The sequence below is a fragment of the Paraburkholderia acidicola genome (genome assembly GCF_002362315.1).
In the GTDB taxonomy this organism is placed as follows: Bacteria; Pseudomonadota; Gammaproteobacteria; order Burkholderiales; family Burkholderiaceae; genus Paraburkholderia; species Paraburkholderia acidicola.
The window spans coordinates 218,462-238,643 of sequence record NZ_MTZV01000006.1; the positions used below are offsets into that span (position 1 = coordinate 218,462).

The window sequence follows — 20,182 nt, forward strand, 5'->3', positions numbered from 1 at the left end:
CGAAAACGCGGCCGGCTCGCAGGAATGCGATGACGGCCGCGTTGTTTTGCGCCTGCATGAAACTACGAGCGCTTACGAGCCCGCGCGGAACTCGATGCGCCGGTTGCGCGCACGGCCATCAGCCGTATCGTTTGAGGCAATCGGCTGGTCGGGGCCGACACCGGTCGCCGTCAACTGCTGCGACGGAATGCCCTTCGCGATCAGATAACCCTTCACCGTGTCGGCGCGTGCCTGGCTCAGCGCGATGTTCGATGCGCGTGCACCCGAGTTGTCCGTGTGACCAATGATCGCGACGGTGCGCGTGGTCAGCTTCGCGAGTACCGCCGCCATCTGATCGAGAATCAGCGTGCCCTGCGGTGTCAGCGTCGCACTGCCGGTTTCGAATTCGATCGTGCGGTTCGCGAGCGTCTGGTCGAGCACGCCCTGTTCGGATGCGCTCACGCGCAGGCCGTTGCGAATCGTGTAGGTCGGATTCAGCGAGTTTGCCATGTCGCTGGCGATCTTCTGGCGCTGCGATTCGTTAGGGACTTCGCCCTTCACGTCGATCTGCGTGCCGTCGATCGTCAATTGCCCCTTGTGGATCTGCGTCAGTTGCGAGCCGAGTAGCTTCTGGACATTGGTGGCCCAGTTCGGCGGCGTCGCGACATCGCCGACTTCGATCTGATCGACGACATTGCCCGCGCCATAGGTGTTGCGCAGCTGGCCGAGCACCGCGGCCTTGGTCGCTTCGTCCGGCACCTTGCCGCCCACCACGACCTGTCCGGGCACGGGATTCGCCGCAGCCGGTGTAATGGTTGCGGCTGCAGCGCCTGTCGTAGCGTTAGGCGCAGGCGTGGCGGGCAGCACCGTCGTCCGCACCTGCACGCCGCTGTTGTCGATCGGCGTGACGCGCGCGCCGCCGCCATCATCGTCTGCCCATGCGGCACTGTTTGCGAGAGCGCCGACGAGTAGCGCAAGCGGCAACGTACGGCGGATCGTACCGAAGTAGAAGAAGGTCATTGCGTCACTCCCCCGATGAAGGCTTCGCGGAACGTGTCGATGCTGACACGCAGCGACAGTTGCGGTTGATCGAGGTAACTGACCAGCTTGCTGATGCCATGATCGTTCTGTGCGTGATCGTTGATCCACTCGGGGTCGTCGATGTCGATGTTATGCGTTGCATAGGCCTGCGGGTCGACGACACTGTGCAGCGTTTTCGCCGAGGCGCCGTTGAAGCCGATGATGAGCCGCTCGCGCTCCGCAATCGTGCCGATGAAGATGGCCAGTTCGAAATCGGCCTGCGAGACAAACGGGGCGATCAGTTCGAGCCAGAATGCGGCGATCAGCGTGCGATAGAACGGGTCGGTCGGCAGCGGCAGCGTGAGGCCGCGCTCGAGGTGCGACGAGCCGCTTTGCATTACGGGCCGCAGCAGCGAACCGAGTGCGAGCATCGCACCGCGTAGCCGCACGGGATGGCCGCTCGCGAGCAGCATCTGTTCGAGGCCCGAGAGCGTTTGATGTTCGACGAAGTCGTCGAAGGTGCCGTCATGCGGATTGCCGGGCGCGCCGATATCGATCGGCACCTGCATGTCGCCGAGCGCCTGCAATGCGCCCGCTGGTTCGCTGGCGCCGAGCAGCGGCTTCATCTGCGTAGAGACACGCGACCACAACCGCGCGAACGCCAGCGGGCTGCGTGCGAGGAACGCAAGCGGCCGCTCGACTTCGAGCGCGGTTGCCGCGAGAAACGGGAAGCGCCGCGACGACAGATCGTGGCTCGCGACGATATGGCCGGCGATCGCCAGCTTGCTGCGCGAACCGAGAAACGCGAAATGCATCGGCTTCGCGTTTTCGTAGACGATCTTCCAGCGTGGATCGTCGGTGAGCATTTCCATTGCCTGCGCGATCCAGCGGTCGAGCGTCTGTAGCAGCTGCGGGTTGTGCGCACTCTTCACGAAGTCGCCACGCGACGGGATCTTGCCGAAATAGGCGATTTGCGCCTGGACGGTCGGCGTCATTGCGCACCCCCTGTGGTGGCCGGGGCCCGGTTTGCGGCGGGCGCGGCCGGTGCAGGGGCGGAACCAGGCGCCCCTGGCGTGATGCCCGAGGCGATCGCAGCCGCGGCATTCGCTCCGGCGCTGACATCCACGACCGAGGACGGCAGTTGCAGCCCGCGCAGGCTCTGCGCTTGCGGCGTGTCACTGCCGCTGCCGTTGCTGCTGGGCGTCGCCTGCGACGTGCTGATGATGCGCATGCTGACTTCCACGGAGACATTGCCCTGCGTCCACACCAGATCGAACGTGCCGTCCGGGCGGCGTTTGCGCTGCGCGGAGTTGATCAGCTTCTCGAGACCGTAGTGGCCGGGCTCATTGACGAGCTGGATCGTGCGGCCGTCGAATGTCGTCGCCGACAGCGTCGCACCCGGCGAACCGGACGCGTTCGGCCACACGAAGTTGGTCCACTGCGGCGGCGTGTTGCGATAGCGCAGTTGCTGGCCGTCGATCGCGATCGTGTACTCGGTCGTACCGGTGGCCGGCTGCGGCAGGATCTGGAACACGGTCTGCGGCTCGGACGAACCGCCGCCACCGCCGCCCCCACCACCACCTGCAGCACCGCCCGCAAGCGGAGCCACCCAGCGTGAGAAGCCGTTCGTGAGGTCGGGGGTAAGCGCGAGGCCCATGTCACCCCACGTCCGCGCGGTCAGCGTGTCGCCGCGGCGTACCGCGAGCGGTCCGAGCGTCGTGCCGACGAACTTCGCGATCGAGCCATCCGGACCGAACACCTGGCCAATTTCGCTGGCGGCGGCTTCGACCTTCGCGCTGCCTGAGAACGGATACTTGTTCGCGAGCGACCCCTGGAACGTCTGATAGACCTGCGCGTTCCACACCTTGTTGACTTCGACGCTGGCCGGCTGGATCACGACCGCGTACGCCTGCATCAGCGGCCGCACGAGGAGCGGTCGCAGCGCCTTGCGTTGCGTATCGGTGAGGCCAGTCAGCATCTGCTCGTCGACGTACTTCAGCGAATCGGCCAGCTCGGAGCCACTGCCATCGAGCGTCTGCTGCATCAGTTGACGTGCGCCTGGCCCAGGGTCGCCCTGATTCTTGAGGATGTTAAAGCGCGTGCGAACCTTCGACAGCGTGTCCATGTAGCCGCGCAGCATCGACGTATTGTCCTGCGTCGAGACGATCCGCCCGAGGCCCGCGAATTCCACCCCGATCGGCCCCATCGGCGCGTCGACCGGATTCCCGTTGATGTCGATATTCGCGCTCAGCTGGCCGACGGCGGACGGCGCGCGTGACGAGAACAACCGTTTGAACCAGTTCGTGACACCGGTCTGCGCGAGCTTCAGGTTCGCGTTGGCGAGCGACGGGTTATCCCACGATGTCTGGTCGTAAGCGGTTTCGAGCACCTTGCGGATCGGTGAATCCTGCGGGTCGCCGAGCCGGTTCATCGCATCGACAGCCTGATTGAAGCCGCCGAAGTTCTGCACCGCGATGCCCTGCATGAACTTCTGCCAGTGCATCGCGTACTCGGTCTTGTACATCGCGACGAGCGCCTTCTGGATCTGCTCGGGGCTGCCTTCGAGCGTCAGATCGTCGGTGGCCGAGGTATTGAGCACCCAGTCTTTCGCCTGCAGCTCCTTGGTCGCGGCATCGCGGATCGCCGGTTGCACGTACTGGAACCAGGCTTCGCGTGTGAACGTGCCGGGAATCGCGTAGCTACCCGCGACCAGCGCCGTGTTGCCTTCGCCGACAATGCGCGCGATGGTCATCGGTGCGAAGCGGGTCGACGCGCGTGCCTTGATTTCTTCGTACACGCGCTGCCGTGCCGGCATGCCGCGCACGACGTGGCGCAGGTTTTCGCGGGTCTGGTCGACGAGGGCGAGGTTCTCATCGACCATCGGCCAGTCGTCGTCCGACACGCGCGACAGATAGAACGTGATCATCCGCTCGGCGCTCTTGATCATCTGGTCGCGTGGCATGTTGCCGCGATTCGTCTCGAGCCAGCCGCGCCAGAAGCGTGCGATCTGATCGGTCAGATGCGCGGCTTCGACATGGCGCTTGTCGGACAGCATCAGGTAGGTCTTGAGCGCGTTGTAGGCGTCTTCGACGTTGGTCGGCGACGCGTCGCTATACAGGCCGCCCTGATTGTTCGTCGACATCGCCGCCGGGTGCGCGGACACCTGCACCGCGCCGGAATCGGGCGCATGTGTCATCGGCGCGAGTTGATCCGGGTGGGTGTTGACGTCCTTCAGGAACGACGCGAGGTTCTGCGAGACCGGTGCCAGCATGATCTGCTTTACGCCGCTGTAATACTGCGTCAGCAGATGTTGCTCGAGACGGTCGCCCTGATACAGACCGAGCGACACCGACAGCGGCCGGTCGCGGCGGAACTGTTCGAGCTGTTCGATCCGGTCTTCGAGAATGTCCATGGCCTGCAGGCGCGACTGCAGATCGTTGCGGTTCTGCTGCAGACGCACGACATTGTCGAGGTCGGCCTGCACATTCGCGGTGAGCTGCTGGTTGCCGATCGTCGACCATGTCCAGCCGCCCAGCGCGATGGCCAGCGCGGCGACGAAGCCGAAGAACGTCATGTAGCGCATGCGCGCTTTCGCGGGGCTGGCGAACTGCTTGACCGTCTGACGGTCGGCGAAGATCACCTTCGAGAACAGGTCGCGCAGGAAGAAGCCGTTCTTCGAGAATGCGGCGGTCTGTTTGGGCAGGCTGTCGGTGGCGAGACCGAAGCGGGTGGCGATACGCTGCGCGGCGGCGCTATTGGTTTCGCCTTCCTGCAGCGCACTCGTGAAATAGAAGCCGCGGAAAATCGGCTTGTACTGGAACGGGTTGGTTTCGAACAGCGTGGCAAGGAATGCACGCAGCGACGGCTTGATCGTCGAGAACTCAAGCGGGAAGCTGAGCTGTCCCGGCGAGAGCTTGGCACCGCGGTTGATCGACATCTGCGCGATGCTGATTTCCTTCAGCCCTTCGTAGAGTTCTTCGAAGCGTTCGTCGAACAGCGCGACGACATCGCGCTTTTCGTCCGGTTCGTAGGGCAGGGTGGCGCCCCACACGCGGTCGTATTCCTGGCGGTCGTTGCCGGTGAAGAACTCGGTGAAGCCGGTGATCAGGTCGACCTTCGTGAACATCACGTAGACCGGGGCGAACACTTCGAGCTTTTCGGTCAGCTCCTGCACGCGCTGGCGCAGGTTCTTCGCGAGGTTGATCGCGAACTCGGGACGATTGCCGGTCAGCTCCGCGATGCTCGCGGTCACGATGATGCCGTTGATCGGCGCCTTCGGCCGGTAGCGCTTCAGCAGACCGAGGAAGCCGAGCCATTCGCTGCGGTCTTCCTCGTGCACCGAGTAGCGGCCCGCGGTGTCGAGCAGGATGCCTTCGGTGGTGAAGAACCAGTCGCAGTTACGCGTCCCGCCGATGCCGTGAATCACGGCTTCGTTCTTTTCGGTGAAAGGAAACTGCAACCCTGAATTCAGCACGGCGCTACTTTTGCCTGCCGCCGGGTTGCCAATCACGATGTACCACGGCATTTCGTACAGCGCCGAGCCGCCCGACATCTGACCGATTTTCGAGGTCTTGATCGTCTTCACGGTTTCGACGAGACGCTGGCGCAGCGCGTCGAGTTCGGCCTGTTTGGCCGGCGTCGCGGCGACCGTTGTCTTGCCGGCTTCGGCCTGCTGCTCGAGCATGTCACCGAGCTTGCTGTTCGCCCGCCGGGTGCGCAGCACCTTCACGAGCCACACCAGCAGCCAGAGCGCGACGATGACGCCGATCGCGATCGCTGGCCATATCAGCGGAATCTGCAGCGTATCGGCTGCAATGAACAGCACCGCTGCCAGCGCGATCAGGCCGACGATGGAGAGCGTGCGGGGATGGGTCAACACGTTGAGAAAGCGTCGCATATGCCGTTCAGGTCCTGGTGCCTTGATTGCTGCTGTTGGGGCTATCGCTATTCGTTGTAGCAGGGTGCGGTGTTGTAGCGGGCGTAGCGGATGCGCGCTCGCGAGCGTAACGGATTTCGGTTGCGAAACAGTGTCCGCGTGTTGTGGATAGGGTCATTGGCTGGGCACGACTAGCGGTTTCGATTTTCCCATTACGAAGCCGGGTTTGTGATATTCGACGTGCCCGAGGTCCATCAATTTCCAGCGGCCGCCCCATGTCAGGCCAACCTGTTCGGCGCACTGTCCGTACAGTTGATAACCTCGCATGGCCCAGGGATCTTTTTCCGTAATGACGAGCTTGCCGTCGCGCAGAAATGCGTTATCCGCCGCGAGGCCATATTGGTGGTAGCTCTGAAACGCAGCGGCATTTGTGACTCCCCCCATTCTAGACAGCTGGTTTTGCCGTTCCGGGCTACGATAACCTTCCAGCAAAGCCATCTCATAACCGTATTGCTCGTGCATCATTTTGTAAACGAGCAATAAGCGTGTCCTGAAGTCAGCATCGAGCAGATTCCAGTCGCGGCTTGCGCCCTTTAGCGCGGGCCGGATCTGCTGAACTTCCTGCGTCTCGAAAATCTCGGGTGGCAACGGCGGCGGTGGGACAAGTTGTTCGCCGTTCAGGAGTGCGGCTATTTTCTCGTCGGGCACCCTGATAGTGTCGTCATATTGAAAAAACTGTCGTCCGCGTAATGCAATTGCCACCAATGGCGGCGTCGCAAGAATACCTGTGGTCGTAAAAATCAGCAAGCGTCGACGCACGAGTAAATTTTGCATATCGCCGAGCGTGGATTGCGAAATTCTTGCCGATTTTGCAATCTTGCCGCGAGCCTGTGCGGCACCGTGCGAAGCCCGGCGTACTATGCGGTTATGCAGATTGAATACGCCGCCAAAAAGCGATGTCCGAACCGACGGTAATAGCAGAATGGCTGCTACAAGGACGGCGATGGCAAAATAAGCAACCAGTGCAACAGCAATCAAAGAACCCCCGGAAAATTCGAAACAATTGTATTTTGTAATGCTTGCTCTTAGAATCAGGCCAGCCCGAACTTGGGCTCTAGCGTATTATCGCGGCTAAATAAGCCTGAATTCAATGAGCAGGTTTCAAAGAGACAGTGAATGAGTGCGCCGGATAGCTCCGATTCGAACAAAGCCCCTCCCAGCCTGCTTTCCGATAAGGAGAACGCAGCGCAAGCCAATGGCTCGCGCATTCTCGCGAATCTGGAGGGCCGCGTTGCACCACCTCCCGAAAAACCACAGCGTTCCCGTGCACCCATCGCGATCGTCGCACTGCTGGTAATCGCTGCAGGCGGCTGGGGCGCATGGCACCTTCAGCATCGCGGTGGCGAAGGGCAAACCGCCACCGTTGCCGCCGTGCCCGTGCCTGCCAGCGCAAGCCCGGCCGCGCCGGTTGCTGCGAGCGCCACGGCTCAGGTCACGGCGAAAACCGACGACCAGGCTTCGGCACCGCAAGCCGCCACGATCATCTCTGAAGATACGACGAATAAACCCGCGTCCGATTCAACGGCTACGGGTGCTTCGGGTGCCGATAGCGATAACCGCCTGTCGCGTGCACTCGCGACCGGTGCCGAAGAGGCGAGCGGTGTATCGCCGCCGGCTGCCTCGGCGGTGTCCGCTTCGGCTGTCGCAGTGCCTGCCGTCGCGGCGAAGACGACGCTGGCCGGCAGCAACGCGAAGCACGCTGCAAGTGCGGCGCGCGCGAAACGTGAAGCCGCGAATGCGCATCATGCGAGTTCGGCTACTGCGGTTGCGCAGGCGAAGAAGCCGGCGGCGCGCGACGCGAAGGCCGGTGCGCGTACGGATTCCGATGCCGATCTGCTGGCGGCGCTCGTTGCCCGTACCAAACCTGCTGGTGCGAAGACAGATACCGCGGCGGCGAAAAGCGCCCATGCGGCGAAAGCCGCTGCGCCACCGGCAGCCGCCAGCTCGGCAGGCGCCACTTCGCTTGCGCAGCGCGTGAAGGAATGCGGCACGCGCGGTTTCTTCGACGAGCAGATGTGCCGCTGGCACGTATGCGATGGGCACTGGGGCAAAGACCCCGCGTGCCCGAATGCAGCCCAGGCACACCAACCCTGAACTAGGGCCGCGACACTTCTGTCGCGGCTTTTTTCTTTAGCGCATCTATCGTCTGCGATACGTGCGATGCGCACGATCCGGCTAGCGCTCGCTACCGGTCAACTCCATCATCGAACCCATTCACACGAACGTTGCCGCGTATGCCATGCACGCGGCATGACGTTTTGTCCGCGCGATGTTTACGCTTATGATGAAACGCCTTCCGGCACGCCGCGTTCAGTGAACGTAACGAGGCATGGAATCCGGACAGAACATGAACAGGACAGGAGAAGTGTGTGAAGCGATCGATCGTGACGTTGGCGTGCCTGGCAGGATTAACTGCAGGACTAACGGGCATCGCGGCAGGGACCGCATACGGCGGCACCGTGCACACCGGTGGTCCGAAAGTCATCATCGATAGCGACTACAACACGTTGAGCGACGATGGCCAACTGGGCGTGATGGCGGTGCAGTTGCAGGCGCAAGGTCAGATCGATGTGCTCGGTATTACGGTCGTCAGCGGCAACCAGTGGTTGAAGCAAGGGGTAGCGGATGCGCTGAAATCGATGGAACGGCTCGGTGCCGGCAACCGCATTGGTGTCTATGTCGGTGCGAACACTCCGCTCTCGCACGACTACGCGACGATCAAGCAGGAGCTCGCGCAATTCCCCGGCGGCGACGGTTATCTCGGGGCATGGGGAACGCCTGAGCCGAAGTCGAATGCGAACCTGGTCGCACCGCCCGACGGCTTCGCGACGCACACGAAAGTGCAGCGCAAGAGCGCTGTCGATTTCATCGTCGACAGCGTGAAGCAGCATCCCGGCGAAGTGACGATACTCGCGATCGGTCCGCTGACCAACATCGCACTCGCGGCGCGCCAGCATCCGGAAATCGTGCCGATGATCAAGCAGATCATCTACATGGGCGGCGCGATCGATGTGCCCGGCAATACCACGCCGACGGCGGAATTCAACTGGTGGTTCGACCCGGTGGCCGCGCAGGAAGTGTTGCGTCTGCCGGTCAAACAGGTGGTCGTGCCGCTCGACGTAACGGACACGGTGAAGATGGACAAGGCGACCTATGACCGCATTGCACACGATCCCAGACACCAGACCATCATTACGCGGCTATTCAAACAGTTGAACGGCTATGGCTTCGACGGCAAGAACGGCTTCGAAACGAATCCGGGTTACACGACGAGCATCTGGGACACGCTGACCATCGCGTACCTGATGGACCCGACGTTCGCGACGCAAACCGTCGACGAATGGGTCGACGTCGACACACGCGTCGGCGCGAACGACGGGAAGGCCACCGGCTATGCGAACAATCCGCCGGCGGGTCTGCAGAAGATGACGATCGTGAAGCGCTTCGACAACGCGCGCTTTTTCGACTACTACGTCGATCTGCTGACGCGGCCGGTACCGGTGAAACTGCCGCCAAACTGATAACGCCCAGGCGGCCGGTTCAGGCCGCCTGGGCGTTGGATCGCTACATTAGATCGCTGGTTTAGATCATCAGGCCGGATGCAACCCGCCACGCAGCAACTGCCGCACACGCTGCAAATCCTTCTCGACGTGTCCGGCCTGCTCGAACAACTGCGCAAGCCAGTCGACGAACGCGCGCACACGTGGCGACACGCGCCGGCTTTTCACATACGCCACCGATACCGGCATCGGCACCGGCTTCCACTGCGGCAATACTTCGCGCAGCGCGCCGGAATCGAGGTACGCCTGCGCAGCGATCCGCGACGGCTGGATCAGACCGAGCCCTTGCAGGCCGCAAGTCAGATACGCGTGCTCGTCGCTGACCTTCACGAAGCCGTTCACCTTCACGCGCGTTGCGTGGTCGCCCACTTCGAAATCGAAGTCGCAGGCGCGGCCGTTCTGCGACGACATGCAGTTCACCGCGATGTGCGTTGCGAGGTCGTCGAGTTCGAGCGGCGTGCCATAGCGTTCCAGATAGGCGGGGCTCGCGCACGTCACGTGATCGAGCGTGCCGAGGCGCCGCGCGACGAGACCCGAATCGGGCAACTCGCCCAGCAGGATGCTGCAATCGACGGCTTCAGCGATGTGATCGATGCTGCGGTTGCTGATCCCGATCGCGAGATCCACGTTCGGAAAACGCAGGTGGAAATCGTCGAGCGCGGGCAGTATCAGCTCGGTGGCGACGGCGCCTGGCATCTCGACACGCAGGCGGCCATTCAATGCATCGGTGGTACCGCGCAGACCGGCTTCGAGTTCGTCGATGTCGGCAAGAATCTGCGCGCAGCGTTCGTAGTACGCGGCACCTTCGGTGGTGAGATTGAGCCGGCGCGTCGTGCGCGTCAGCAATGCGGTACCGAGCAGAGCCTCCAGGTTCTGCACGATCGTGGTGGCGGTGGCGCGCGGCATGTCCAGCGACTCTGCGGCGCGGCTAAAACTGTTTGTGTCTACGATGCGGACGAAGGTGCGCATCGCCTGAATGCGGTCGATCACGGGACATCTCCAGAGTGAACGAAACGAATTGATTGCGGGTAACGCGTAAAACGTCGACAGCGTGCACGGCAAGCAGCCGGTGCACCTTCCCGTCAGGGAGGTGAACCGGCGCAACGAGCCATGCGTAAGGCGGGGAGCGGGACAGGAGGCCGCGCGCGAGCGCAGCCCCCAGGGGGAAATGCGATGCGGTGTCCGGCTACCTGTCTTACTGCCTTAGCGAGTCGAGATCGATGACGAAGCGGTACTTCACATCGCTCTTCAACATGCGCTCGTATGCGTCGTTAATCTGCTGCATCGGAATCACTTCGATATCCGACGTAATGCCGTGCTCGCCACAAAAATCGAGCATTTCCTGCGTTTCCGCGATTCCACCGATCAGCGAACCAGCCAGACGCCGGCGCTTGAAGATCAGCCCGAACACTTGCGGCGACGGATGGTCGTGCTCCGGTGCGCCGACCAGCGTCATGGTGCCGTCGCGTTTCAGCAGGTTGATGAACGGGTTCAGGTCGTGCTGTGCGGCGACGGTGTTGAGGATGAAATCGAAGCTGTTCAGGTGGGTCTCCATTTCCTCCTGATTCTTCGAGATCACGACTTCGTGCGCGCCGAGCCGCTTCGCATCCTCGATCTTCGACGGCGACGTCGTGAACAGCACGACGTGCGCGCCGAGCGCACGGGCAAACTTCACGCCCATGTGGCCGAGACCGCCCAGCCCGACGATGCCGACCTTGTGGCCGGGACCGACGTTCCACTGGCGCAGCGGCGAGTACGTGGTGATGCCTGCGCACAGCAGCGGCGCGACGCCGGCCGGATCGAGGTTATCGGGTACGCCGAGGACGAACGCTTCGTCGACGACGAGACTGGTCGAATAACCGCCAAGCGTGATATCGCCGGTGACGCGGTCGGCGCCGTTATAAGTGCCGACGAAGCCGTTCTCGCAATACTGCTCGAGCCCTTCGGCGCAACTCGGGCACGTGCGGCACGAGTCGACCAGACAGCCGACACCGACGAGATCGCCCACGCGATGACGCGTGACGCCGGCACCGACCGCAGTCACTCGGCCGACGATTTCATGGCCCGGCACCACCGGGTAGATCGAGTTCCTCCACTCGTTGCGTGCCTGGTGCAGATCGGAATGGCAGACGCCGCAAAACAGCACGTCCATCTGCACATCGAGATCGCGCAGCGCACGGCGATCGAAAGTGAATGGCACCAGCTTCGAATTCGGATTGTGGGCCGCGTAGGCCTGGGTTGTCGTCATGGTCGCTCCTGCAGATGGGTGAGTGCCGCCAGCCGGCCGCGCGACGGGGTTCACGGAAGATTGTGTGAACCTCGTCGCGGGGCAGCGTGTGCGAGCAGAAAAGGGGGCTTCGGGGGCGTGTCCGGGTGTTTCCGGGGTGTTTCGAACGCCGTTGCAACAGGGTTCCCATCGTAGGGGTCGGGCGCGTCCTGGGGAATACCTGAATATCTTGAAGGTTTGCCTATTTCTCTGTGAGACAAGCACCCAAACCTGTTTAATGCTAGATTTCGAGCCTGTTTATCAATTCCCGCAGATTCCGCGATGAACCCGATTCCGTCTTCCTCCCCACTGCCGCCTACGCTCGGCGCGTCCCTCGATGCAGCGGCCACGGCGGTGCAGCAGAGCATGGTCGAGCTGTTCGACGTGCTCGCGCCCGCCGAAGGCTTCACGCAGACACCGCTCGATGGCGTCAAGCTGATGCGTTCGAACCGGCCGGTCGAGCGCAAGCCGGTGATGTACGAACCGAGCATCGTGATCGTGTGCCAGGGCCGCAAGCGCGGCTATATCGGCGAGCAGACATTTTTCTACGACGCGCAGCAGTACCTCGTGATGTCGGTGCCGCTACCGTTCGAATGCGAAACCGAGGCGAGCCCCGAAGAGCCGTTTCTCGGCATCTCGATCCGCGTCGATATGGGCGTCGTGGCCGAGCTGGTGCTAATGCTGAACGACACGCGCGGCGCGACCCACGACGAGCCGCGCGGCATCTATTCGACGCCGCTCGATGCGACGCTCGGCTGCGCGGTGCAGCGGTTGCTCGAGGCAATGGTGTCGCCGCTCGATGCGCGCATCCTCGGGCCCGCCATGGTCCGCGAGATCTGCTACCGGGTGCTGACAGGCGTGCAGGGCGATGCGATCCGCGCGGCGCTCACGCATCAGCATCACTTCGGGCGTATTGCGAAGGCGTTGCGGCGTATTCACGCGGACTACGAGAGCGAACTCGATGTCGAGACGCTCGCGAGCGAAGCGGGCATGAGCCTCGCCGTCTTCCACGCGCAATTCAAGGCCGTGACATCGACCTCGCCGATGCAGTACGTGAAGACCACGCGGCTGCATCACGCGCGGCTGTTGATGGTTCAGGACGGATTGAATGCGGGTGCGGCGGCGGGCAAGGTCGGCTATGAAAGCGCGTCGCAGTTCAGCCGCGAATTCAAGCGGCTGTTCGGACTGAGTCCCGTCGACGAGGTGAGACGGATGCGCAACGCGTTCGAGCCGCCGGCTCCGCGCAGTTTGCCGCCGGTTCGGCAGTATGTGACGGCGGTTTGAAGCCCTTTTAGACGTACACGCTGCCTAGAGTCCGCTGAACCAGTTGTAGCCCTGGTCTTCCCAGTAGCCGCCGGGGTTCGTGTTCGTCACGAAGATCTCGGCGATATGCTTCGGGTTCTTGAAGCCCAGCTTGGTCGGTACGCGCAGCTTGAGCGGATAGCCGTACTTCGGCGGCAGCGGTTCGGTGCCGAAATCGAGTGTCAACTGCGTTTGCGGATGCAGTGCGGTCGCCATATCGAGGCTCGAGTAATAGCGGTCCGCGCATTTGAAGCCGACATAGCGCGCCGTCGTATCGGCGCCGATGCGCTCGAGAAACGTGCGAAACGGCACACCGCGCCATTCGCCGATCGCGCTCCATCCTTCGATGCACACGTGTCGCGTGATCTGCGACGCCTGGGGCAGCGTACGCAGTTGCGCGAGCGACCACGAACGCTTGTTTGCAACGAGCCCCGACACTTCGAGCGCATACGACGCACCGTCGATCTCCGGCACATCGAACTCCTGATAGAACGCGTTGAACGGAAACGGCTTCGTGATCTGGCTCGCCGCATAGGTCGGTGCGAGCCGCGTGCCGCTAAAGAGCCACGCCTGCACGCGATCGTTCCAGCGCGACATCGCCCATAGCACCTTGTCGACAGAATCGCCGTCCTGCATGTTGCAGCCCGACAGCATGGCGAGCGCGCCGACGGAGAGTGTCGAGCGCAGGAACAGCCGGCGTTGCAGGCGTTCCAGTTGCGGACGATGGTCCGCGAGGACGATGCGTTCGGATTTAGCGGGGCGGGGCGTTTCGATGGACGTGTCGTCGACATCGATACGGTCCGCACGTGGGGTGTGCCGGTCGTTCATGCACTGTGACCTTTCTGTGTGTTGCGCGATTTCATCGCACGACCGGTGAACATCGGCGGCAGCGTGCGCGGTACGAGCATCACCAGCGCGAGATGCACGACGACAAAAGCGACCACGCCCGCCATCGCGCCGAAGTGCACCTTGCGCGCGAAGTCGAATCCACCGAATAGCGCGGTGAGCCACGCGAACTGCACGGGCTTCCAGATCGACAATCCGGACGCAACGAGCAGCACGCCGAGCAACAACACCGCGACATAGAGCGCGCGCTGCACGGCGTTGTAGCGACCCGTTTCGTGAGGCAGGCGCAGACGCATCGCCAGCAGTGCATCACGGGCTACTTCGCGCGGATGAACCGGCAGCAACTGCCGCTGCAAGTGCCGGCTCGCGAGTCCGTAAGTCAGATAGACGAGGCCGTTCGCGCACAACAGCCACATCGCGGCGAAGTGCCACGCAATCGACCCACCGAGCCAGCCACCAACGGTCGCCCAGACCGGAAAGCGAAACGCGAAGATCGGTGAGGCGTTATAGATCGCCCAGCCGCTCGCGATCATGCAGGTCATCGCGAACGCGTTGACCCAATGAGTGATCCGGACGACCAGCGGATGCGTGACGACGCGCGATGGGTTCTGCGGCATGGCAATGAGGGAAACCAGAAGACGATCGAATCGAAGCGCCGCCGCACGCAATCAAGCACACGCATGCGGCGGCGCATGCAATCACATCGGCGGAACGACGCCGTTCTTGCCGGCCGAGATGAAGTTCGCCGCGAGCGAACCGTCGGCTTCCTTGTGCGCAAACAGCACCACGTGCGCGCCCGGCACGAGCAGTGAACGGTCGCCTGCTTCGAGATTGACGATCGGCACATCCTGCGGAATTACGACCTTCTTTTCGCCGCCCTTGTAGTTGATCGTGACCGTGCGGCCATTGCTCACGACGACGCTGCCCACCGTGCCATTCGTCATCGAGCTGTTCGCACCCAGATCCCACGGGCGATGGCCGTCACCCATGCCGCGCATGCTGGCCGGAAACACGTGGACTTCGAGTGCTTTGAGCGTACCGTCGGCCTGCGGAATCGCGGCCGTGCCGATATAGCTGTCCGCCTTGATGTCGGCGATGTTAGCGAGCGTGACACCGCGAATCGGCGTGTCTTTGGCGAGCTTCACGTCGACGTCCTGACCGCTGTTTTCATGCACCTTGAGCGTGTCGCCTGCCAGCGCAGTGACCGTGCCGCGCACACCGGCCGGCGCGCTGCCCTGTGCGAAGGCGGCGGGCGCCGTCGTAGCGAAGGCGGCGACGATGAGTGCAGGCGCGGCGACTGTGCGCAAAAAATGGTGTACGGCGCTGGGTACTGCAGGTTTCATGGTGTTTCCCGGTGGTGAAAGACGGCTCAAGCGTAGTGCGCGTAATGGCTCGTGCGTCTGACGTCCGGATGACAAAAACGTCATTCATTCCCGGCGGTGGGCGGCTAGAATGCGGCAAAACACTTTGATGAATGCGCGCTGCCCTGTGTTTGTCCTTCAGTTACCCCCTGCAGTTACCCCCGCAGCGCGCCCGCGGACGATTGAGCAACCATGAGCATTCTCGTCATCGAAGACGACCCGAAGACTGGTGACTACCTGAAGAAAGGGCTTCGCGAGAGCGGCTATGCAGTCGATCTCGCGCGCACCGGCACGGACGGTCTGCACATGGCGCTCGAGCATGCCTACGAACTGGTGGTGCTCGACGTGATGCTGCCGGGCATCGACGGCTGGGAGATCATGCGTACGCTGCGCGCGCGGCGCGACCTGCCGGTCATCTTCCTCACTGCACGCGATCACGTCAGCGACCGCATCCATGGCCTCGAACTGGGCGCGGACGATTACCTCGTCAAACCATTTTCGTTCACCGAACTCGTGCTGCGCATCCGCACATTGCTCAGGCGTGGCGTTGTACGTGAAGCCGATGTGTTCGAAGTCGCGGATCTGAAACTCGATGTGCTGCGGCGACGCGTGACACGCGAAGGCATCGAGATTTCGCTTACCAACAAGGAGTTCATGCTGCTGCATCTGCTGGTGAAGCGGCAGGGCGAGGCGCTATCGCGCACGCAGATCGCATCGGAAGTGTGGGACATGAACTTCGACAGCGATACCAATGTCGTCGACGTCGCGATCAAGCGGTTGCGCGCCAAGATCGATCATCCGTTCGAGCGCAAGCTGATTCACACGGTGCGCAGCATCGGCTACACGTTCGGCCTCGAGACATGAAGTTCTGGACATCGCGCTCGCTCACCACCCGCACCACGATCCTGCTTGCGCTGATCGCGTGTGTCGTGAACGGCGCGCTGGGCGCGTATTTCTACCGCTCCGCGCAGGTGTCGCTGCAGCGCCGCGCCGACCTCGTGTTGCTCGGCCGGGTCGAGCATTTCAGCCGGCTCGTGCGCGAGATGTACACCGTCAGCGAGCTGAAAGACCGACCGTTGCTGTTCGAAACGATGCTTGGCGCCGAGCAGGACGTGTTGCTGTTTCGTCGGCCGGGTGAAACGTCATTCATCGACGTCAATCCGCAGAACGTGCCGGTGCCGGCGCTACGCACGCTGGATATGCAGCGGCTGCCCACGCTCGCCGATATTCAGCAGACCCGTCTGCCGAACGGCGTCATCATGCATTGGGCCGTCGCGCTCGCGCCGGCTCGCGAGGACGGCGCAGCGGTCGAAATCATCGCCGGGCACCCGATGACCGCCGAGAAACGCATGCTGGCCGCGTATCGCGACCTGATCGTTGCCGCGACGCTGGCAGGCATGCTGGCTACGACGTTGCTCGCGTACGTCGTGTTGCGGCGTGGGCTGCGGCCGGTGCGGCACATCGCGGCACACGCGGCGCAGATCAGCCCGACGAATCTCGCGGTGCGACTGAATAGCGACGACGCTCCGGTCGAACTGCGCCAGCTGACGCATGCATTCAACGCGATGCTCGACCGCCTTGCAGATGGGTATCAGCGGCTTTCGCAGTTTTCCGCGGATCTTGCACACGAGATTCGCACGCCGGTCGGCGCGCTGATCGGTCAGACCCAGGTGACGCTCGCGCAGCCGCGCGATACCGCCGAGTACCAGCAGGTGCTCGAATCGAATCTCGAAGAACTGAGCCGCCTGAGCCATATCGCGGAGAACATCCTGTTTCTCGCGCAGGCCGATCATGCGGGGCTGTCGATCGAGCGTTCACCGGTTGCGTTGAGCGACGAGTTGCACAAGATCGCCGACTACTTCGAAGGACTCGCGGATGAACGCGGCATGCGTTTCGCCGTGTCCGCCGATGGAGTCGCGTGGGCGAACCCGATGTTGTGCCGGCGCGCGATCAACAACCTGGTCGTGAATGCCGTGCGCTACGGTGCCCGCGATACGGTGGTGCGCCTGACCGGCAGCCAGGACGGGCAGGGTGCGATTGTCGTCGTGGAGAACGACGGCGCGGCGATTGAGCCGGAACAGCTGCAGCGGCTGTTCGACCGCTTCTATCGTGCGGATGCGGCGCGCAGCCAGTTCACCGAATCGAACGGACTTGGGCTCGCGATCGTCAAGGCGATCATGAACCTGCATCGCGGCACGGCGAGCGCCCAGTGCCCGACGCCGGGCGTGGCGCGGTTCGAATTGCGGTTTCCGGCGCAGGCTGGCTAGGCCAGCAATCGTCACATAGCAGCGCTTGATTCGCGCCGACATTGGCGCAGCGTTCAGTGCGCTTTTCCAGCCGCTGTCTTGAGTTCCTGCAGCCTTGCCAGAAACGCCTTGAGGATCGGTGAGGTGTTGGTCCTGCTATAGCCGATCACTACGTCGACGGTCGGCACTTCACCTTGCAGCGGACGGCTGACTACCGACCATGGCAGCAGATTCTCTGCATAGGCCGGCATCAACGCCAGCCCACGAGTGGAGGCGACAAGCGATACGGCCATCGCAATGTTGTCCACGCCGTGATCGAGCTGAATATCGAGGCCCGTGTGCCGCAGGTATTGCTCTGTGGCGGCTTGCAGGACCCCCGCCTTCTTCGACCCACCGATAAATATCTCGCCGACGAATTCGCGCGGATCGATCGTCGCGTGCGCGGTCAGGCGGTGATCGCTGGGCATCAGCACGATGAGCGGTTCCTGGTCGATCACTTCGTAACACAGGTCGTAACCAGGCTCCGGCCGCATGATCCCCGCGTCGAGCCGCCCTCGCGCCAGCGCGCCTGCCAGGTCCGGCGAGTAGTCGCTGGAGACGGTGACTTCCGCACCTTTGAGCTCGCTGCAGAGCAGGCTCATGACCTTGGGCAGCCACGCGACTTCAAACCCGCTCAGGAAACCCAGCGTGAAGGTTTTCGTGGCCGGGCGTCCTGCCTTGCGTGCCGCTTCCATCGCCGCATCGACCTGGGCCAGCGCGAGGCGCGCGTGGTCGAGGAACGCCTTGCCGGCCACCGTCAGCGCGACACCTTGAGCGCTGCGCGTGAGCAGTTCGATCCCGACCTCGCTCTCGAGATCGCGGATCTGCCGGCTTAACGATGGCTGCGAAGTGTGTAGCCGTTGCTCAGCAGCGGTGGTCAGGCTGCCTTCCTCCGCTACGGCGACGAAGTATCTGAGATGCCGGAGTTCCATATCTTTACCCATGCCTGGAAAGCATGCCGCCAGCTTATAAAGTCTTTTTAAAGAAGGCAACAGGGACCTAGAGTAATGCTCATTGAGGCTGAGTAGCCCCATTTCCCTACATTGAGAGGACACGTTCCATGGCAAACCTGACCAACAAGATCGCGCTCGTCACCGGTGCTTCCCGTGGCATCGGAGCGGCCATCGCCCGACGCCTTGCCGCCGACGGCGCCAGCGTGGCGATTACCTACACCAGAGGCGCCGATGCCGCTGCCGAGGTTGTGAACGCTATCCACGCCGCCGGTGGCAGGGCGATCGCGGTCCAGGCCGATGCAACCTCCACCACGGCCGTTAGCGCCGCGGTGGCGGAAACCGTCAAGACCTTCGGCGGGCTCGACATCCTCGTCAACAACGCGGGCACTGCCATCCCCAAGCCCTTCGAGGAAACCACCCTGGAAGAGTTGGACCAGATGCTCGATCTCAACGTGCGAGGCGTGTTTATCGCGACGCAGGCGGCGCTCAAGCATCTGAAGGAAGGCGGCCGCGTCATCAACATCGGTTCCTGTGTGGGCGAGCGGGCGATAACACCGGGTCTCGCGGCTTACTCCGCCACCAAGGCTGCCGTGAAACTGTTCACGCAGGGTCTGTCGCGCGAAGTCGGTCCGCGCGGCATCACGGTCAACAATGTCCAGCCCGGGCCTATCGATACCGACCTGAACCCCGCCTCAGGCGACTGGGCAAAACCGCAGCTCGAGAACACCGCGTTGAAGCGCTATGGTCATGTCGATGACATTGCCGCGATGGTCGCCTTCGTCGCCGGTCCCGAAGCGAGCTACATCACGGGTGCGAGCCTGACCGTCGACGGCGGCACGATTGCCTGAAGGAGCACGACCATGACGAATCTTTCCGGAAAAACGGCGCTGGTGACCGGCGCTTCACGCGGGATTGGCCGCGCGAGCGCGTTGGCGCTCGCCGCGGCGGGAGCCCAGGTGCTGGTTCATTACGGCAGCAGCGAAAAGGAGGCGGATACGGTTGTTGCCGACATCCGCAAGGCCGGTGGCAAGGCCGAAAAGGTGGGCGCCGATCTGCAAAAGCCCGAAGGCCCGCATGATCTTGCCCGACAGGTCCGCGCGATCGTAGGTGATCGCCTCGACATCCTGGTGGCCAACGCAGGCATCTCGATGGCGGCCAGCATCGAAGACACTACGCTCGAAGACTTCGACAGGCTGTTTGCGGTCAACGTCCGTGCACCATATTTCCTCGTGCAGCAGTTGCTGCCGGTGCTCTGCAAGGACAGCACGATCATCTTCACGTCTTCGCTCGTCGCACGTGCCTCGGCCGGGGCACTGTTTGCCTACGCTGCAACCAAGGGCGCGGTAGACACCATGGTCAAGCACTTTGCGGCCGCACTCGGGCCGCGCGGTATTCGTGTGAATGCGGTCGCGCCCGGCGTCGTCGAGACCGATATGTCGAACTTCACGAAAACCGAAGCAGGGCGCAATGCCGCGCTCGGAATGCAGGCGTTGAAACGGATCGCCCAGCCGGAAGACATCGCACCCGTCGTTGCCTTTCTCGCGTCGAACGACGCGCGCTGGATCACCGGGGACACCATCCACGTGGATGGCGGCTCGAAGCTCTGAATTTTTCACCGAACCAGAGGGAGAGCAACATGCCGATGTCTGCGGTTCGCATAGATCGCAGAGCGCG

General features: G+C 62.8%; 17 protein-coding genes. 7 read left to right on the forward strand and 10 right to left on the reverse strand.

The genetic code is table 11. The features are described 5' to 3' along the window. Positions 1-72: 72 nt before the first annotated feature. The 4 genes from BWP39_RS20000 to BWP39_RS20015 all read right to left on the reverse strand — a co-directional run bounded on the left by BWP39_RS20000 (position 73) and on the right by BWP39_RS20015 (position 6,913). Positions 73-999: an OmpA family protein gene (locus BWP39_RS20000; RefSeq protein WP_096723358.1), complete on the reverse strand. Its 927-nt coding sequence runs from the start codon at positions 997-999 to the stop codon at positions 73-75. Further along, positions 996-1,994, reverse strand: a complete 999-nt coding sequence (tagF, locus tag BWP39_RS20005; protein WP_096723361.1) for a type VI secretion system-associated protein TagF — start codon at positions 1,992-1,994, stop codon at positions 996-998. Before tagF ends, BWP39_RS20000 begins: the two co-directional genes overlap by 4 nt. Beyond that, complete coding sequence (gene tssM, locus BWP39_RS20010; RefSeq protein WP_096723363.1) at positions 1,991-5,896, reverse strand: type VI secretion system membrane subunit TssM; 3,906 nt, start codon at positions 5,894-5,896, stop codon at positions 1,991-1,993. Before tssM ends, tagF begins: the two co-directional genes overlap by 4 nt. A gap of 153 nt (positions 5,897-6,049) precedes the next feature. Beyond that, positions 6,050-6,913 carry a M15 family metallopeptidase gene (locus BWP39_RS20015; RefSeq protein WP_096723365.1) on the reverse strand — a complete coding sequence of 288 codons (864 nt, stop codon included), beginning with the start codon at positions 6,911-6,913 and terminating at the stop codon, positions 6,050-6,052. A 138-nt stretch (positions 6,914-7,051) separates the two neighbouring features. Here BWP39_RS20015 and BWP39_RS20020 point away from each other — a divergent pair, with 138 nt between their 5' ends. Together BWP39_RS20020 and BWP39_RS20025 are read left to right on the forward strand one after the other, a co-directional pair. After that, positions 7,052-8,029, forward strand: coding sequence for a hypothetical protein (locus BWP39_RS20020; RefSeq protein ID WP_096723367.1), 978 nt, complete (start codon positions 7,052-7,054; stop codon positions 8,027-8,029). 335 nt (positions 8,030-8,364) lie between these two features. Beyond that, positions 8,365-9,456, forward strand: a complete 1,092-nt coding sequence (locus BWP39_RS20025; RefSeq protein WP_407944809.1) for a nucleoside hydrolase — start codon at positions 8,365-8,367, stop codon at positions 9,454-9,456. Positions 9,457-9,525: 69 nt separating this feature from the next. On the opposite strand, the gene BWP39_RS20030 is transcribed toward BWP39_RS20025, so the two are convergent. Together BWP39_RS20030 and BWP39_RS20035 are read right to left on the reverse strand one after the other, a co-directional pair. Continuing rightward, a complete protein-coding gene (locus BWP39_RS20030; protein ID WP_096723372.1) occupies positions 9,526-10,485 on the reverse strand; it encodes a LysR family transcriptional regulator in 960 nt (319 codons plus the stop codon). Positions 10,486-10,690: 205 nt separating this feature from the next. Continuing rightward, the gene (locus BWP39_RS20035) at positions 10,691-11,743 is read right to left on the reverse strand and encodes an NAD(P)-dependent alcohol dehydrogenase (RefSeq protein ID WP_096723374.1); all 1,053 of its coding nucleotides are present in this window, start codon (positions 11,741-11,743) and stop codon (positions 10,691-10,693) included. Positions 11,744-12,043: 300 nt separating this feature from the next. On the opposite strand from BWP39_RS20035, the gene BWP39_RS20040 reads away from it, so the two are divergent. After that, positions 12,044-13,045, forward strand: a complete 1,002-nt coding sequence (locus BWP39_RS20040; protein ID WP_096723376.1) for an AraC family transcriptional regulator — start codon at positions 12,044-12,046, stop codon at positions 13,043-13,045. Positions 13,046-13,069: 24 nt separating this feature from the next. On the opposite strand, the gene BWP39_RS20045 is transcribed toward BWP39_RS20040, so the two are convergent. The 3 genes from BWP39_RS20045 to BWP39_RS20055 form a co-directional block, all read right to left on the reverse strand. Then, positions 13,070-13,891 carry a molybdopterin-dependent oxidoreductase gene (locus BWP39_RS20045; RefSeq protein ID WP_096723378.1) on the reverse strand — a complete coding sequence of 274 codons (822 nt, stop codon included), beginning with the start codon at positions 13,889-13,891 and terminating at the stop codon, positions 13,070-13,072. After that, positions 13,888-14,526: a cytochrome b/b6 domain-containing protein gene (locus BWP39_RS20050; protein ID WP_096723380.1), complete on the reverse strand. Its 639-nt coding sequence runs from the start codon at positions 14,524-14,526 to the stop codon at positions 13,888-13,890. The genes BWP39_RS20045 and BWP39_RS20050 overlap by 4 nt, the downstream gene beginning before the upstream one ends. Before the next feature lie 81 nt (positions 14,527-14,607). Beyond that, positions 14,608-15,252 carry a hypothetical protein gene (locus BWP39_RS20055; RefSeq protein WP_096723382.1) on the reverse strand — a complete coding sequence of 215 codons (645 nt, stop codon included), beginning with the start codon at positions 15,250-15,252 and terminating at the stop codon, positions 14,608-14,610. Positions 15,253-15,462: 210 nt separating this feature from the next. Between BWP39_RS20055 and BWP39_RS20060 the strand changes: the two genes are divergently transcribed. Next, positions 15,463-16,134, forward strand: a complete 672-nt coding sequence (locus tag BWP39_RS20060) for a heavy metal response regulator transcription factor (protein ID WP_096723384.1) — start codon at positions 15,463-15,465, stop codon at positions 16,132-16,134. Further along, a complete protein-coding gene (locus tag BWP39_RS20065; RefSeq protein WP_096723386.1) occupies positions 16,131-17,537 on the forward strand; it encodes a heavy metal sensor histidine kinase in 1,407 nt (468 codons plus the stop codon). Before BWP39_RS20060 ends, BWP39_RS20065 begins: the two co-directional genes overlap by 4 nt. A gap of 53 nt (positions 17,538-17,590) precedes the next feature. On the opposite strand, the gene BWP39_RS20070 is transcribed toward BWP39_RS20065, so the two are convergent. Then, positions 17,591-18,487 (reverse strand): LysR substrate-binding domain-containing protein, encoded by an 897-nt coding sequence (locus BWP39_RS20070; protein ID WP_096723388.1) that lies wholly within the window; start codon positions 18,485-18,487, stop codon positions 17,591-17,593. A gap of 128 nt (positions 18,488-18,615) precedes the next feature. Between BWP39_RS20070 and BWP39_RS20075 the strand changes: the two genes are divergently transcribed. Both BWP39_RS20075 and BWP39_RS20080 read left to right on the forward strand, forming a co-directional pair. Next, complete coding sequence (locus BWP39_RS20075) at positions 18,616-19,356, forward strand: SDR family NAD(P)-dependent oxidoreductase (protein WP_096723390.1); 741 nt, start codon at positions 18,616-18,618, stop codon at positions 19,354-19,356. Positions 19,357-19,368: 12 nt separating this feature from the next. After that, entirely contained in the window at positions 19,369-20,115 is a 747-nt protein-coding gene (locus BWP39_RS20080) for an SDR family NAD(P)-dependent oxidoreductase (RefSeq protein ID WP_096723392.1), read from the forward strand. Positions 20,116-20,182: the final 67 nt, after the last annotated feature.

What these genes read in the sequence shown, in the direction of transcription:
- BWP39_RS20000 (WP_096723358.1), bottom strand. Translation starts at nt 999, where the DNA reads ATGACCTTCTTCTACTTCGGTACGATCCGCCGTACGTTGCCGCTTGCG.
- tagF (WP_096723361.1), bottom strand. Translation starts at nt 1,994, where the DNA reads ATGACGCCGACCGTCCAGGCGCAAATCGCCTATTTCGGCAAGATCCCG.
- tssM (WP_096723363.1), bottom strand. Translation starts at nt 5,896, where the DNA reads ATGCGACGCTTTCTCAACGTGTTGACCCATCCCCGCACGCTCTCCATC.
- BWP39_RS20020 (WP_096723367.1), top strand. Translation starts at nt 7,052, where the DNA reads ATGAGTGCGCCGGATAGCTCCGATTCGAACAAAGCCCCTCCCAGCCTG.
- BWP39_RS20035 (WP_096723374.1), bottom strand. Translation starts at nt 11,743, where the DNA reads ATGACGACAACCCAGGCCTACGCGGCCCACAATCCGAATTCGAAGCTG.
- BWP39_RS20040 (WP_096723376.1), top strand. Translation starts at nt 12,044, where the DNA reads ATGAACCCGATTCCGTCTTCCTCCCCACTGCCGCCTACGCTCGGCGCG.
- BWP39_RS20045 (WP_096723378.1), bottom strand. Translation starts at nt 13,891, where the DNA reads ATGAACGACCGGCACACCCCACGTGCGGACCGTATCGATGTCGACGAC.
- BWP39_RS20050 (WP_096723380.1), bottom strand. Translation starts at nt 14,526, where the DNA reads ATGCCGCAGAACCCATCGCGCGTCGTCACGCATCCGCTGGTCGTCCGG.
- BWP39_RS20055 (WP_096723382.1), bottom strand. Translation starts at nt 15,252, where the DNA reads ATGAAACCTGCAGTACCCAGCGCCGTACACCATTTTTTGCGCACAGTC.
- BWP39_RS20060 (WP_096723384.1), top strand. Translation starts at nt 15,463, where the DNA reads ATGAGCATTCTCGTCATCGAAGACGACCCGAAGACTGGTGACTACCTG.
- BWP39_RS20065 (WP_096723386.1), top strand. Translation starts at nt 16,131, where the DNA reads ATGAAGTTCTGGACATCGCGCTCGCTCACCACCCGCACCACGATCCTG.
- BWP39_RS20070 (WP_096723388.1), bottom strand. Translation starts at nt 18,487, where the DNA reads ATGGAACTCCGGCATCTCAGATACTTCGTCGCCGTAGCGGAGGAAGGC.
- BWP39_RS20075 (WP_096723390.1), top strand. Translation starts at nt 18,616, where the DNA reads ATGGCAAACCTGACCAACAAGATCGCGCTCGTCACCGGTGCTTCCCGT.
- BWP39_RS20080 (WP_096723392.1), top strand. Translation starts at nt 19,369, where the DNA reads ATGACGAATCTTTCCGGAAAAACGGCGCTGGTGACCGGCGCTTCACGC.